This window comes from Stenotrophomonas sp. BR163 (assembly GCF_047520985.2).
Classification (GTDB): domain Bacteria; phylum Pseudomonadota; class Gammaproteobacteria; order Xanthomonadales; family Xanthomonadaceae; genus Stenotrophomonas; species Stenotrophomonas sepilia.
This window is the reverse complement of sequence record NZ_JAXBRE020000004.1, coordinates 86,044-99,806: the sequence shown is the minus strand read 5'-3', so window position 1 is coordinate 99,806 and position 13,763 is coordinate 86,044. Positions and strand designations below refer to the sequence as shown.

Below are 13,763 nucleotides of genomic sequence, written 5' to 3'. Positions count from 1 at the left end.
CCACAAGGAGTCCCGCGTGCAGGACGACCACGATGACACCGACACCCCCGGCTGGGACGCGATCAATGCGGCGCTGGCGCCGCTGTATGCCGGGCAGGAGCCGCGACACTACGGCACCGCGCTTCCCTACACGCTCGGCGGCCAGGATCCGCTGGATGGCATCAGCGTGTACTGGGCGGATGCGCCGGTTCCGCATTGGCACTACATCACCTACGGTTTTTCCGAGCTGTATGCCAAGGAGAGCAGTGATGCTGCCGCCAGCGGCTATGGTTTCGAGCTGACGTTCCGTCTTGCTGCCGAAGCCGCTGAGAACGCCGACAGCACGCCGCCGGTGTGGCCGATGAACCTGCTGCAGAACCTGGCGCGCTATGTGTTCGGCAGCGGCAACGTGTTCGAGGATGGCCACCATCTGAATGCGAACGGCCCGATCGCACTGGAGACCGACACGCGGTTGTGCCACTTGGCCTTCATTGCCGACCCGCAGTTGCCGGCACGCGACACCGCCAATGGCCACCTGCAGTTCCTGCAGCTGGTCGGGCTGACCGATGAGGAGATGGAGGCGGTCAAGCGCTGGTCGACGCGTGGCGTGCTGCAGGCACTGCAGCCGGCGATGCCGCTGTGGATCAGCGACCTGCATCGCGGCAACCTGCTGGAAGATCCGGCATTGGCCGAACGGGTGAGGGCCGGCAGCGAGCGCGAGGGCTCCAGCACCGGCATGCTGTTCGTCGAGACGTTGGACTGGCGGCAGGAGGCGGGCGTCACCACACTGGTGCTCGGCGCGGGCCAGGTCGCCAGCGTGTGCGAACTGCTACCGCTGCGCCTGCGCCACGGAAAGTCGCTGGAACTGGTCAGTCGCGAGCGGCAATGGGCGTTCATTCCAGCCGGGCATGGTGACGTGGGCGAACTGTCGGCGGACAGCGCGCGCTGGGCGCTGAGCGAGGCGGGGCTGCGGGCCCTGGCCGGCGTGCGTGCCGAACGTGGCATCTACCCGTTGACGGAGGCGCTGCGCATCGACGTGGTGCCGACCTATCTGCGCGATGCCAAGGGCGAAGTGATCCGCCAGATCGGCTGAGTGTGAGGATGCAACGGATGGGGTCAGAGCCGCCTGCGGTACAGGCGGATCCGACCCCGCGTTTGGCAACCAGCGGGGTCAGATCCGTTCGACACGCAAACGGCCCTGACCCCCGGGTCATCCTCAGGCCAGGCCTTCGGCCTTCAGCGCGGCCTGCACGCCGGCATCGGCGTCCATGCGTGCCTTGTAGGCGGCCAGGTTGTCCAGGCCGGACAGATCAACCTTGGTACCGGCGGCCCAGCGCAGGGTGATGTAGAAGTACGGGTCGGCGAAGCTGCGGAAGCCGGCCAGCCAGGGCTTGTCGGCCAGCTGCCTGTCAGCGGTCTCAAACAGGCCACGCAGGCGCTTGTGCGCGGCGGCGCGGATCGCATCGAACTGGCTCTCGTCGGCGATGAACTTGCCCGGCGCGAACAGCGGCGAGAAGGCCGGGTGCACGTCGGAATTGACGAAGGCCAGCCAGCGGGTGGCTTCGGCGCGCTGGCGCGGACTGCCATCACCGCCGAGGCCGGCCTGCGGGAAGCGGTCGGCGATGTAGCCCATGATCGCGGCGTTCTGCAGCAGCACGAAGTCGCCGTCGACCAGTGCGGGAACGGCACCGGCCGGATTGATCTTGAGGAATTCCGGACCCTTCAGGGTGTCCTTGTTCAGCAGTTCAACCTCGAACGGCTGGCCGGTCCACTGCAGGGCGATGTGATCGGCGGTGGAACAGGCACCGGGCTTGCTGTACAGCTTCATGGGAACTCCAGGTGATGCGGGCGGGAAACGCCCACTATCCCAGAGCCCGGCGGCGGCCGGCAACGCTGCCGCCAGCACGGATCGTTACGATTGCCGCGGCTTGAGGTTCTGTACCTTGTAGAAGGTGTGATCGCCGATGGTCGCCACCTGGTAGGCGTTGCGCCAGTTCGGGCTGGCGATGGACAGCGCGGCGAAGTGGCTGGCACCGGGCACGATCTCGCGGCGTTCGCCGGCCGGCAGCGCCCAGTTGCGCTCGGCGTCGAAGGCCACGTTCATCGCTTCGCTCCACGCCGCGTCATTGCCCAGCTGGGTGCCGGGGGAGACGATGGTCGGTGCGAACTGCTTGCGCGCGGTGACCACCTGGCACATCGAGTCGCCCCACAGGCCGCTGTCAAGGCGACGCAGGGCGACCTCGGCGACGGCCTGCTGGCCGCGCAGGGTCTGGTCGCGGGCTTCCAGGTAAACGGTGGTGCTCAGACACAGTGAATCAGCGGCCGGCTGCGGCAACAACTGCGACAGCCAGAGAATCCAGGCCAGTTTCATATAACTCCTTGCTCCGTATGGGCCGCACCTTCCGGTTCCGGCCGCGGGGGCGACAGGAGGCGGGGTACGACTTGGCGTCATGGGGAGGCGGCCATCGGGGCCGCCCCGTGGGCAGCCCCAAAAAGAATCGATCAGTACTGATCGGTGGGGCCACGCCAGCTCACCGGAAACTGGCTGGTGAGCGGAAAGATGGCGCAAGGTAGGGGGGAATAGCCGAACGCATCGTGAACCGCCCGGCTTGACATTCAGGTTCGACGGAGGTGACGGAAATCACATTCCGTCCCCCATTCAGGCGCTCATCAGAGCGTGGCGGCCACCCGGCTGCCCTGGTCGATTGCCCGCTTCGCGTCCAGTTCGGCGGCCACGTCGGCACCGCCGATCAGCTGCGCGTTGATGCCGGCGGCCTGCAGTTCGGCCTGCAGCGTGCGGTTCGGTTCCTGCCCGGCGCAGATCACCACATGGTCGACCGGCAGCAGCTGTTCGCTGCCGTCCACGCGGATGCGCAGGCCCTCGTCGTCCACCCCCAAGTACTCGACGCCACCGAGCATGCGCACGCCCTTGGTCTTCAGTGTGGCGCGATGGATCCAGCCGGTGGTCTTGCCCAGCCGCGCGCCCGGCTTGCCCGGGCTGCGCTGCAGCAGCCACAAGCGCCGCGGTGACGGCTCGACCTCGGGCCGGCCCAGCGAGCCGCGTGCCTCGAAGCTGGCATCTACGCCCCATTCGGCCATCCAGCGCTGCGGATCCAGCGAGGGGGATTCACCGGCGTGGCTGAGGAATTCGCCGACATCGAAGCCGATGCCGCCGGCGCCGATGATCGCCGCATTGGCGCCCACTTCGACCCGTCCCAGCAGCACGTCCAGGTAGCTCACCACCTTGTCGTGATCGGCACCGGGGAAATCGACTTTGCGCGGGGTGATGCCGGTGGCCAGCACCACCTCGTCGAAGCCAGCCAGTTGGGAAGCGTCGACGCGGGTACCCAGGCGCAGCTGTACGCCGGTCTCCTGCAGCGCGTGGCGGAAGTAGCGCAGGGTCTCGTGGAACTCTTCCTTGCCGGGGATGCGCTTGGCCACGTTGAACTGGCCGCCGATCTCATCATTGGCATCGAACAGGGTGACCTGGTGGCCACGCTGGGCAGCGACGGTGGCGCAGGCCAGGCCGGCGGGGCCGGCACCGACCACCGCAACCTTCTTCGGCGTAGCCGTGGGACGATAGACCAGCTCGGTCTCGTGGGCGGCGCGCGGATTGACCAGGCAGCTGGCCAGCTTGTTCTCGAACACGTGGTCCAGGCAGGCCTGGTTGCAGGCGATGCAGGTGTTGATCGCCTCCGCGCGGCCGGCACGGGCCTTGTTCGGCCACTGCGGGTCGGCCAGCAGCGGGCGTGCCAGCGACACCATGTCGGCGCCGCCACCGGCCAGGATGCGTTCGGCAACGTCGGGCATGTTGATGCGGTTGGTCGCCACCAGCGGTACCTTCACATGCGGCTTGAGCTTGGCGGTGACGCCGGCAAAGGCCGCGCGCGGCACCGAGGTGGCGATGGTCGGAATGCGCGCTTCGTGCCAGCCGATGCCGGAATTGATGATCGTTGCGCCAGCCGCCTCGATCGCCTGCGCCTGCTGAACGATCTCGTCCCAGTCGCTGCCGTCGTCGACCAGATCCACCAGTGACAGGCGGTAGATGATGATGAAGTCCGGGCCGCAGGCCTCGCGGATGCGGCGCACGATCTCGACCGCGAAGCGCATGCGCTGGCGCGCGTCGCCGCCCCAGGCATCGGCGCGCTTGTTGGTGCGCGGGGCGATGAACTCGTTGATGAGGTAGCCCTCCGAGCCCATCACTTCCACGCCGTCGTAGCCGGCCTCGCGGGCCAGCTTGGCACTGCGAGCGTAGTCGGCGATATGGCGCTCTACGCCGCTGGCCGACAATGCGCGCGGGGTGAACGGGTTGATCGGTGCCTTCAGCTTCGACGGTGCCACCGACAACGGGTGGTAGGCATAGCGGCCGGCATGCAGCAACTGCAGGCAGATCTTCGCGCCGTGCTGGTGCGCGGCGGCGGTGAGCTGGCGGTGCGGCCGCACTTCCCAGGGCCAGGACAGCTTGCCACCGAATGGCTTCAGCCAACCGACCACATTGGGCGCGAAGCCGCCGGTGACGATCAGGCCGACGCCGCCCTCGGCGCGCTCGGCGAAGTAGGCCGCCAGCCGCGGGAAGTCGCGGGCGCGATCTTCCAGGCCGGTGTGCATCGAACCCATCAGGACGCGGTTGCGCAGCTGGGTGAAGCCCAGGTCCAGCGGGGCGAACAGGTGGGGATAGGCGCTTTCGTTGGCTGGCGACATGGTCGATACGCTTGCGTACGGAAGCGCGAAGCGTGCCGCGAAACGGCGGCCGGGGCAAGGGCCGCTTCTTTGGAAGGGCTGGCCGCTGTCTGACGGTAATGCCGGCCGCTGGCCGGCATTCCGGTCAACTCAGGGCGATTGCGGTTGCCGGCCGGCGGCCGGCACAACCGGAGCGGGCCGACCGATCCCGAACCAGCCCAGCGTCATTCCGCACAGCGGCCCGATCAGCAGGGCGAAGGCGAGGGTGCCGAGGCCGACATTGCCGCCCAGGCACCAGCCCAGCAGCAGTACGCTGCCTTCGATCAGGCTGCGCACCTTCCAGATCGGCCAGCCGGTACGGGCATGCAGACCGGTCATCAGACCATCGCGTGGCCCCGGGCCAAGGCGGGCACCGATGTACAGGCCGGTGGCCAGCGCCACCAGCAGCATGCCGCCACAGAACATCGCCAGCTGCCAGCCAAGGCCGACGGCCGGCGGCAGCAGCCACAGCCCGAACTGTGCGGAGGGGCCGATCAGCATCACGTTGAGCACGGTGCCGACGCCCGGCTTCTGCCGCAGCGGCCACCACAGCAGCAGCACCAATGCACCGATGGCATTGGTTGCCAGGCCGAATGACAGTGGCGTCTGCGCAGCGATGCCCTGCGACAGCACATCCCAGGGTGCCACGCCGATGGCGGCACGGATCATCAGCGAGGCGCCGAAGCCGTACAGGAACAGGCCGGTGATCAATTGCAGCAGGCGCAAGGGCAGGGCGGTGGGCATGACGGTCCGGGGGGGGCGAGGATCTGTTTCCACCGTATCGCTGTTTCTGCATCATCCATAGATACAGATGCCGGCCAATCCGTTGCTACAGGTAGCGTCGGTCCTGCATGCGGGCGGTTGTGCAGGGCCGAGCCCGTGCTCTGCGGGTGGCGGCAGGCACAGCAGCCGAGCGTGGGCTCGGCTCTACATCACCGCCTCAGTCGTCCCAGCCGACCAGCGCCAGCTTGCCTACCGTGCGCCCACTGGCCAGGCGCTGATGCGCGATGTCCAGGTTGGCCGCATTGATCGTGCCCAGCGTCTCCTTGAGCGTGCCACGCAGCTGGCCGGCATCGATCATGCTGGCCGCACGGCTGAGGATGCGGTGCTGTTCGATGCAGTCGGCGGTGGCGAAGCGCGAACGCGCGAACATGAATTCCCAGTGGATGCCGATGCATTTGGCCTTGTAGGGATCGCCGATGCGCAGCGCACCCCGCGGCTCGACGATCAGGCCGACGTGGCCCTGCGGTGCCAGCAGCTGGCCCAGTTCATCCCAGTAGTGGTCGGTGTCGGCCAGATTGAGCGCGACCTGCACCGCACCGATGCCCAGCGCCCGCAACTGGGGCTGCAGTGGCTGCCGATGGTCGATCACATGCGTGGCCCCCATCTGCCGGCACCAGTCGATCGAGGCCTCGCGCGAGGCGGTGGCGATCACCTCGAAACCGGCATGGCGTGCCAGCTGGATCGCCATCGAGCCGACGCCGCCGGCGCCGCCGATCACCAGCAGGTGTTGGCCCACGTGGCGGCGGCCATCGAGCTGCAGCGGCATGCGCTGGAACAGCAGTTCCCAGGCTGTGAGAGTGGTCAACGGCAGCGCGGCCGCTTCAGCGAAATCGAGCGTGGTCGGCTTGCGGGCGACCAGGCGCTCATCAACCCACTGGTACTGGGCGTTGCAGCCCGGTCGGGTAACGTCACCGGCGAAGTAGACCTCGTCACCGGAGGCGAACAGGCTGGCCTCGTCACCGATGGCTTCGACCACGCCGGCTGCGTCCCAGCCGAGCACCCGGGGAACCTCAAGGGTGGCCGGATCGGTGGCGGCCCGCTGCTTGCCATCGACGGGGTTGACCGAAACCGCTTCGATTCGCACCAGCAGATCGCGGCCGCGAGGAGGCAGCGGCGGCGGCAGCAGGACATCACGCAGGGCGGGCGCGTATTCACGACTCAGGGCGACGGCTTTCATCACGGCTCCGGCTGGGTTCGTGATCCCATCATAAGGTTCCTCACGTTTCCTCAGACGCGCTGAACCGCGTGATGCAGCACGTTGCGCAATATGTCGCTTCTCGCGCCTAAACCCCGTCAAACCCTTGCAGCGTGTGGGTCTTGCGGATTTTCATCATCCTGTATAGGGTTTCAACGTCGGACCGGTGGACGGTCGGGCGCAACACTTCACATGTTACGGGACTGTTAACATGGCCTTCACTCGCCTGAGCATAATGTTCGCGGCGGTGGCGTGCTGAATCGGCTGTCGAACATCGACGCACTAGTGCTGGCCCATGCCTCTACCGGTTTCATACCCCCGAAATAGGAGCTGTACTCAATGAACAAGAAGATCCTTACTGCCGCGCTGCTGGGCGGCCTGGCTTTCGCCCAGGCAGCTTCGGCGCAGGAGTTCGATGACCGCTGGTACCTGACCGGTTCGGCCGGCTTCAACTTCCAGGACAGCGACCGTCTGACCAATGACGCTCCGTTCGTGACCCTGGGCCTGGGTAAGTTCATCAGCCCGAACTGGTCGCTGGACGGTGAGCTGAACTACCAGAACCCGAACTTCGACAGCAACCAGGACCTGAACTGGTCGCAGTACGGCGTCTCGCTGGACCTGCGTCGCCACTTCATCAAGGAAGGCCGCGGCTGGAACCCGTACATCGTCGGTGGCCTGGGCTACCAGAAGTCGGAAGAAGAGTACGCTGCGCTCGACAACAACGGCCCGCGCCAGCGTAAGGACGGCAATGTTGCCGCCAAGCTGGGCGTCGGCCTGCAGACCACCTTCGAGAAGCGTGTTGCTGTCCGCGCCGAAGTGGCCTACCGCGCTGACTTCGACGACCAGAGCATCGCCGCACGTGACGAGAGCTGGTTCGGCGACGTGCTGGCTTCGGTCGGCGTCGTGATCCCGCTGGGCCCGGCTCCGGTCGCGGCTGCTCCGGCTCCGGCTCCGGTTGCCCCGAGCTGCGCCGACCTGGACGACGACGGTGACGGCGTCAACAACTGCGACGACAAGTGCCCGAACTCGCAGCCGGGTCAGACCATCGGTCCGGACGGTTGCCCGGTTCCGGTCTCCATCGACCTGAAGGGCGTCAACTTCGACTTCGACAAGTCGAACCTGCGTCCGGACGCCGTGGCGATCCTGAGCGAAGCCACCGAGATCCTGAAGCGTTACCCGGATCTGCGCGTTGAAGTTGCCGGTCACACCGACTCGAAGGGTACCGACGCTTACAACCAGAAGCTGTCGGAGCGTCGTGCTACCGCCGTGTACAACTACCTGACCAAGAACGGCGTTGACGCCGGTCGCCTGGTCGGCCCGATCGGCTACGGCGAGAGCCGTCCGATTGCTCCGAACACCAACCCGGATGGTTCGGACAACCCGGAAGGTCGCGCCAAGAACCGTCGTACCGAGCTGAACGTCCAGAACTAAGTTCTGACGCTCTGCCCGTAGGACACAGCAGGACCCGGCTTCGGCCGGGTCTTGTTGTTTCTGCGGCCAGGAAGCTCGCCTGTGACGCGGCAACACAACCGTTCGTCGGTCTTTTGCCCGTAAAACCAACAAGTTGTCGTATTCATTGAAAGTGGCGCTTGAAAGCTGACGCGGCATTGCTAAACTCGCCGCGTCACTTCCTTCCGTGGATGCCCCTCATGCTGCGCTCTGCATCGGCCGCCGTCCTGGCGCTGGCCCTGGTTCCCGCCGCCCACGCTGCGGTCGATTGCTCGGTCAACACCAGCGCCTCGCCGCTGCCGTTGCCGGCCACGACCATCGCGCCGGTGGCCGACGAGCTGTACATCCGTGGCAACCAGCTGGGCATGCCGGCCGGTGTGCTGAGCAGCAACTACGATCCGTCGCAGTCGCTGGACCAGGTGCTGCAGCGCCTGCGCATCGACGGCTGCCAGAACATCGCCAAGGCCATTCCGAGCGCACCGGCGGTGAAGCCGAACGATCCGGCGGCCTATAAGCCGCAGACCGAATTCGACAACACGCCCTGGCGCTTCGACATGAGCCAGAACGGCAAGCGCATGACCGCCGAAGAGTTCGACGCCTGGATGAAGGCGCGCGGTGTTCGCGTGGTCAAGGCGCGTCCGGCTCCGGCCGCCACTCCGGCCCCGGCCGAAGCACCGGCTGAGACCAAGCCGGTCGACAAGAAGTAAGCGCCGCGGGGAGCAGAGGCTTGCGCACGCGCCGCCCACCTGCCGCCCCCGCCGCCCGCTCCCGCGCACCGCGTGGGCGTGCGACTCCGAATGTCACCAGTGGCGTGCGCCATGGCCTGGCGCGCATACTGTCCAAGGCCGGCGTGTGCTCGCGCAGCGAGGCCGCGCGCTGGATCGCCGAGGGCCGCGTGCGCGTGTCCGGCCGCATCGTTCGTGATCCCGAGTTCCCGATTGCCAGTCCGCCCCCGCCGATCGAGGTCGACGGCCAGCCGATGGGGGCGCCGCAGCGCCTGTACCTGATGCTCAACAAGCCGCGCGGGGTGGTCACCACGGCGCAGGACGAGCGTGGTCGCGACACCGTTTATCGCTGCTTCGATGGTGCCGGCCTGCCGTGGATCGCGCCGGTCGGGCGCCTGGACAAGGCCAGCGAAGGCTTGCTGTTGTTCAGCAATGATCCGCAGTGGGCGGCGCACCTGACCGATCCGGAGACCGGCCCGCAGAAGACCTATCACGTGCAGGTGGATCGTCTGCCCGATGAGGACACCCTGGCCGCGCTGCGCGCCGGTGTCGAAGACGCGGGCGAGCTCCTCGCCGCCTGTGCCGTGCGCGTACTGCGCAGTGGCGACAAGACCGCATGGCTGGAGGTGGTCCTCGACGAGGGCCGCAACCGCCATATCCGCCGCCTGTTGGCGGCCTTCGACCTGCAGGTGCTGCGCCTGGTCCGGGTCGCGATCGGTGGGCTGCTGCTCGGCGATCTCGGCAAGGGCCAGTGGCGGGTTCTGCAGGTCAGCGACCAGCAGCGGCTGGGGGCCGCTGCACCGGGCTGATCATCGCCCGTGGCCGGCAGTTGCCGGCCGCCGTTCCAGGCGTAGGGGGCGCCTGGCTGTCGACTTTCCCGAACGGAGCCTGCCATGTACCACCCGACCCTCAATCAAACCCTGCGCTGTGCAGGCCTGCTGCTGCCGATGGTGCTGCTGGCCGCCTGCGGCGGCCACAAGAAGGTGGCCAAGGCGGAAACGCCTGCCGAGACCCCGGTGGTGGAAGTGAAAACCCCGGAGCTGGATGGTCGCGGCAGTTACCGCTTCCTGATGAGCAACGGCGACAAGAAGATGACCGCCGATGAGTTCGATGCCTGGATGAAGGCCAACGGCATCCGCGTTGCCAAGGGCAATGGCCAGGACGCTGCCAAGCCGGTGGTGGTGGCCAGCAAGGAAGAGCCGAAGGGCAAGAAGAAAAAGAAGTGACGCCAGTGGGTGCCGACCTTGGTCGGCACGTCATCAGGCTCCGGTAGGTGCCGACCTTGGTCGGCACGCTTTGACCGTGCGGGGTCAAAGCCCTTTCCTGCGGAAAGGGATCCGACCCCGGCCGTGATCAGCCCTTGACCACGCCCAGTTCGACACCGATGCGGGTGAAGGCGTCGATTGCCCGGTCCAGGTGCTCGCGGCTGTGCGCGGCGCTGATCTGGGTACGGATGCGGGCCTGGCCCTTGGGCACCACCGGGAAGAAGAAGCCGATGGCGTAGATGCCTTCTTCCAGCAGGCGCTCGGCGAACTTCTGCGCCAACGGTGCGTCATACAGCATCACCGGGCTGATCGGATGCACGCCCGGCTTCACGTCGAAACCGGCGGCGGTCATCTTTTCGCGGAAGTAGGCGGTGTTCTCGGCCAGGGTGCTGCGCAGGTCGTCAGCGGCCGCCAGCATTTCGAACGCCTTGATGCCGGCGGCCACCACGTGCGGCGGCAGCGAGTTGGAGAACAGGTACGGGCGCGAGCGCTGGCGCAGCAGTTCGATCACCTCGGCGCTGGCGCAGGTGAAGCCGCCCAGTGCGCCACCCATGGCCTTGCCCAGAGTGCCAGTGATGATGTCGATCTTCTCCAGCACGCCCTTGACCTCGGCCGAGCCGCGGCCGGTGGCACCGAGGAAGCCGGTGGCATGGCATTCGTCGATGTGTACCAGGGCGTTGTACTTCTTTGCCAGCGCGGTGATCTCGTCCAGCGGCGCGATGAAGCCGTCCATCGAGAACACGCCGTCGGTGGTGATCAGCTTGGTCTTGCAGCCGGCGGCATCGGCGGCCTGCAGCTGGGCTTCCAGATCGGCCATGTCACAGTTGGCGTAGCGGAAGCGCTTGGCCTTGCACAGACGCACGCCGTCGATGATCGAAGCATGGTTCAGTGCATCGGAAATGATCGCGTCGTTCTCGCCAAGCAGCGGCTCGAACAGGCCGCCGTTGGCATCGAAGCAGGCCGCGTACAGGATGGTGTCCTGCTTGCCGAAGAAGTCGGCGATCTGCTTTTCCAGCTGCTTGTGCAGGTCCTGCGTGCCGCAGATGAAGCGCACCGAGGCCATGCCGAAGCCGTGGGTATCGAGTGCGTCCTTGGCGGCCTGGATCAGGTCCGGATGGTCGGCCAGTCCCAGGTAGTTGTTGGCACAGAAGTTCAGCACCTTGCGGCCGTCGTCGAGGGTGATCTCGGCCGACTGCGGGCTGGTGATGATCCGCTCGGACTTGAACAGGCCCTGGGCGCGGATGGCGTCCAGTTCCTCGGCGTAGTGGCGGGTCAGGGCGGAGGAGACGTCGGTCATGGCGTGGGCACGGCTCTGAACGGGAAACCGCTGATTCTACCGGGCATCGCCGCTTGCCAACCGGCCCGGGCGGGGCATCGCCACGGCCGGCACATGTTGCATCGCAATAGCAAACGGGTTAAAAATTCGTGAACCGGAGCTGTCCCGTTCCGGCCGCTCCCGCCTTCCGCGCCACGCCACCGCCCCCACCGGAGACGCTCATGAAGCACGCCCGTGCCTGCCTCGCCATTGCCGCTGCCCTGTCCATGGCCGCCCCGTTCACCGCCAGTGCGCAGGAAAACGAATCGCCGTACAGCTGGAACGTCACCGCCGTTTCCGATTACCTGTTCCGTGGTGTCTCGCAGACCGACGAAAAGCCGACCCTGCAGGCCGGTTTCACCTACACCTCGCCGGTCGGCCTGTATGCCGGTGTCTGGGGTTCGGGCGTCGACTTCGGTCCGGGCGACCCGAGCACCGAGGTGGACTACCAGATCGGCTACGGCGTTGACGTCACGCCCCGCGTCAATTTCGACGCGCTGCTGAACCGCTACACCTACCTCGGTGCCAGCGAGCTGAACTACAACGAGCTGATCACCACCACCACGCTGGATGAGACCTACAAGCTGACGGTGGCCTACACCAACGATGTCTGGAACAGCAGCACCGATGGCTGGTACTTCGGCCTGGGCGGCAGCTGGGGCCTGCCGAAGGACTTCACCCTGAATGCCAACGTCGGCCGCAGCACCTTCGAGGACGGCATCGCCAAGGACTACACCGACTGGAACGTCGGCGTCGAACGCCAGTTCGGCCTGTTCAACGTCGGCCTCGGCTACTACGGCACCGACGGCAACGGCCGCGACAACTCCGGCAAGCTGGCACACAGCCGCGTGCTGCTGACCGTGGCCGTCGGCAAGTAACGCCGCAGGCGTTACGGTAGGTGCCAGGCTTGCCTGGCACGCATTGCGAAAAAGGCGCCCATCGGGCGCCTTTTTCAATTCCGCAGTGTTATTGATCCCATCCGGGGAAGAGCCCCTTGTTGTTCAAGGGGGCGCGCCAAAGGCGCGGGGATAAGGAAACATGCGGGGGAATTGACCCTTCGGGTCAATTCCAGCTGAGCACGACCTTGCCGGCCTTGCCTTCTTCCATCAGGTCGAAGCCCTTCTGGAAGTCGTCGATCGGCAGCTGGTGGGTCATCACCTTGCCGAGCGGGAAGCCGGACAGCACCAGCTGGGTCATCTTGTACCAGGTCTCATACATCTTGCGGCCGTAGATGCCTTGCACGGTCAGGCCCTTGAAGATGATCTTGTCCCAGTCGCAGCCGGCACCCTTGGGCATGATGCCCAGCATGGCGATCTTGCCACCGTGGTACATGCAGTCGAGCATGTCGTTGAACGCACGCGGGTTGCCGCTCATTTCCAGGCCCACATCGAAGCCCTCCATGTGCAGTTCCTTCATCACGTCCTTCAGCGACTGGTTGGCGACGTTGACCACGCGGGTGGCACCCATGTCGGCGGCCAGCTTCAGGCGGAAGTCGTTGACGTCGGTCACCACCACGTTGCGCGCACCGATGTGCTTGCAGATGCCGGCGGCGATGATGCCGATCGGACCAGCGCCGGTGATCAGCACGTCCTCACCGATCACGTCGAATTCCAGTGCGCAGTGCGCAGCGTTGCCGTATGGGTCGAAGAACGCGGCCAGCTCCGATGGGATCTGGTCCGGGATCGGCCACAGGTTGCTGGCCGGCATCACCATGTATTCGGCAAAGGCACCATTGACGTTGACGCCGATGCCGACGGTGTTCGGGCACAGGTGCGGGCGGCCGCCACGGCAGTTGCGGCAGTGGCCGCAGACGATGTGGCCTTCGGCCGAGACGCGCTGGCCGATCTCGTAGCCGGTCACGCCCGGGCCGATTTCGGCAATGCGGCCGACGAATTCATGGCCGATGGTCAGGCCCGGCTTGATCGTGCGCTGGCTCCACTCGTCCCACAGGTAGATGTGCAGGTCGGTACCGCAGATTGCGGTCTTCTCGAGCTTGATCAACACCTGGTTGGGGCCCGGAGTCGGCACCGGAACCTCTTCCATCCAGATGCCCTTGGCTGCTTCGCGCTTGACCAGGGCCTTCATCGTTTGCTGCGCCATCGGGGTGGAACTCATCAGGGGGAAAGCGCGGATTATAGGGTGCCGCGCGGATTTCCCATGTTGCGCTGCGGGTGCTTTGGCGGAACGAAAGGCGTGCGCCGGCGGGCGTTTCGAACGTACTGCAAACAGCAGCGCCTCCCTGATTCCGGGGGAGGGGGCGTGGTCACCCTGGCCGGGACACGCAAAAGCCCATCCATGGCGCCAACAGTCCCGGGCAGGGTGACCACGCCCCC

Annotated in this window: 13 protein-coding genes; 6 read left to right on the top strand and 7 right to left on the bottom strand. The window is 66.4% G+C overall.

Annotated features, from left to right (window positions below):
• Positions 1–16 precede the first annotated feature (16 nt).
• Positions 17–1,072 (top strand): suppressor of fused domain protein, encoded by a 1,056-nt coding sequence (locus tag ACM0PY_RS04720; protein ID WP_061480596.1) that lies wholly within the window; start codon positions 17–19, stop codon positions 1,070–1,072.
• Positions 1,073–1,195: 123 nt separating this feature from the next.
• Here the strand turns inward: ACM0PY_RS04720 and ACM0PY_RS04715 are convergent, their stop codons facing one another.
• The 5 genes from ACM0PY_RS04715 to ACM0PY_RS04695 form a co-directional block, all read right to left on the bottom strand.
• The gene (locus tag ACM0PY_RS04715; RefSeq protein WP_019659563.1) at positions 1,196–1,807 is read right to left on the bottom strand and encodes a glutathione S-transferase N-terminal domain-containing protein; all 612 of its coding nucleotides are present in this window, start codon (positions 1,805–1,807) and stop codon (positions 1,196–1,198) included.
• 84 nt (positions 1,808–1,891) lie between these two features.
• Complete coding sequence (locus tag ACM0PY_RS04710; RefSeq protein ID WP_004154513.1) at positions 1,892–2,350, bottom strand: cell wall hydrolase; 459 nt, start codon at positions 2,348–2,350, stop codon at positions 1,892–1,894.
• 299 nt (positions 2,351–2,649) lie between these two features.
• Positions 2,650–4,680: an NADPH-dependent 2,4-dienoyl-CoA reductase gene (locus tag ACM0PY_RS04705; RefSeq protein WP_180885827.1), complete on the bottom strand. Its 2,031-nt coding sequence runs from the start codon at positions 4,678–4,680 to the stop codon at positions 2,650–2,652.
• Positions 4,681–4,809: 129 nt separating this feature from the next.
• A complete protein-coding gene (yczE, locus tag ACM0PY_RS04700) occupies positions 4,810–5,442 on the bottom strand; it encodes a membrane protein YczE (protein ID WP_061480599.1) in 633 nt (210 codons plus the stop codon).
• Between the two features lie 196 nt (positions 5,443–5,638).
• Entirely contained in the window at positions 5,639–6,658 is a 1,020-nt protein-coding gene (locus tag ACM0PY_RS04695; protein ID WP_180885825.1) for a zinc-binding alcohol dehydrogenase family protein, read from the bottom strand.
• Positions 6,659–7,015: 357 nt separating this feature from the next.
• Here ACM0PY_RS04695 and ACM0PY_RS04690 point away from each other — a divergent pair, with 357 nt between their 5' ends.
• The 4 genes from ACM0PY_RS04690 (at position 7,016) to ACM0PY_RS04675 (ending at position 10,076) form a co-directional block, all read left to right on the top strand.
• Positions 7,016–8,107: an OmpA family protein gene (locus tag ACM0PY_RS04690; protein ID WP_049416163.1), complete on the top strand. Its 1,092-nt coding sequence runs from the start codon at positions 7,016–7,018 to the stop codon at positions 8,105–8,107.
• Between the two features lie 218 nt (positions 8,108–8,325).
• Entirely contained in the window at positions 8,326–8,832 is a 507-nt protein-coding gene (locus ACM0PY_RS04685; protein WP_005408235.1) for a hypothetical protein, read from the top strand.
• A 20-nt stretch (positions 8,833–8,852) separates the two neighbouring features.
• Positions 8,853–9,659, top strand: coding sequence for a pseudouridine synthase (locus ACM0PY_RS04680; RefSeq protein ID WP_072169152.1), 807 nt, complete (start codon positions 8,853–8,855; stop codon positions 9,657–9,659).
• 84 nt (positions 9,660–9,743) lie between these two features.
• On the top strand, positions 9,744–10,076 hold the full coding sequence (locus tag ACM0PY_RS04675) for a hypothetical protein (protein ID WP_180885823.1): 333 nt from the start codon (positions 9,744–9,746) through the stop codon (positions 10,074–10,076).
• Positions 10,077–10,203: 127 nt separating this feature from the next.
• Here the strand turns inward: ACM0PY_RS04675 and kbl are convergent, their stop codons facing one another.
• Positions 10,204–11,412, bottom strand: a complete 1,209-nt coding sequence (kbl, locus tag ACM0PY_RS04670) for a glycine C-acetyltransferase (protein ID WP_041863091.1) — start codon at positions 11,410–11,412, stop codon at positions 10,204–10,206.
• A gap of 200 nt (positions 11,413–11,612) precedes the next feature.
• On the opposite strand from kbl, the gene ACM0PY_RS04665 reads away from it, so the two are divergent.
• Entirely contained in the window at positions 11,613–12,308 is a 696-nt protein-coding gene (locus ACM0PY_RS04665; RefSeq protein ID WP_134972563.1) for a TorF family putative porin, read from the top strand.
• Between the two features lie 184 nt (positions 12,309–12,492).
• On the opposite strand, the gene tdh is transcribed toward ACM0PY_RS04665, so the two are convergent.
• Positions 12,493–13,515 carry an L-threonine 3-dehydrogenase gene (tdh, locus tag ACM0PY_RS04660; RefSeq protein ID WP_005415442.1) on the bottom strand — a complete coding sequence of 341 codons (1,023 nt, stop codon included), beginning with the start codon at positions 13,513–13,515 and terminating at the stop codon, positions 12,493–12,495.
• Between the last annotated feature and the right edge of the window lie 248 nt (positions 13,516–13,763).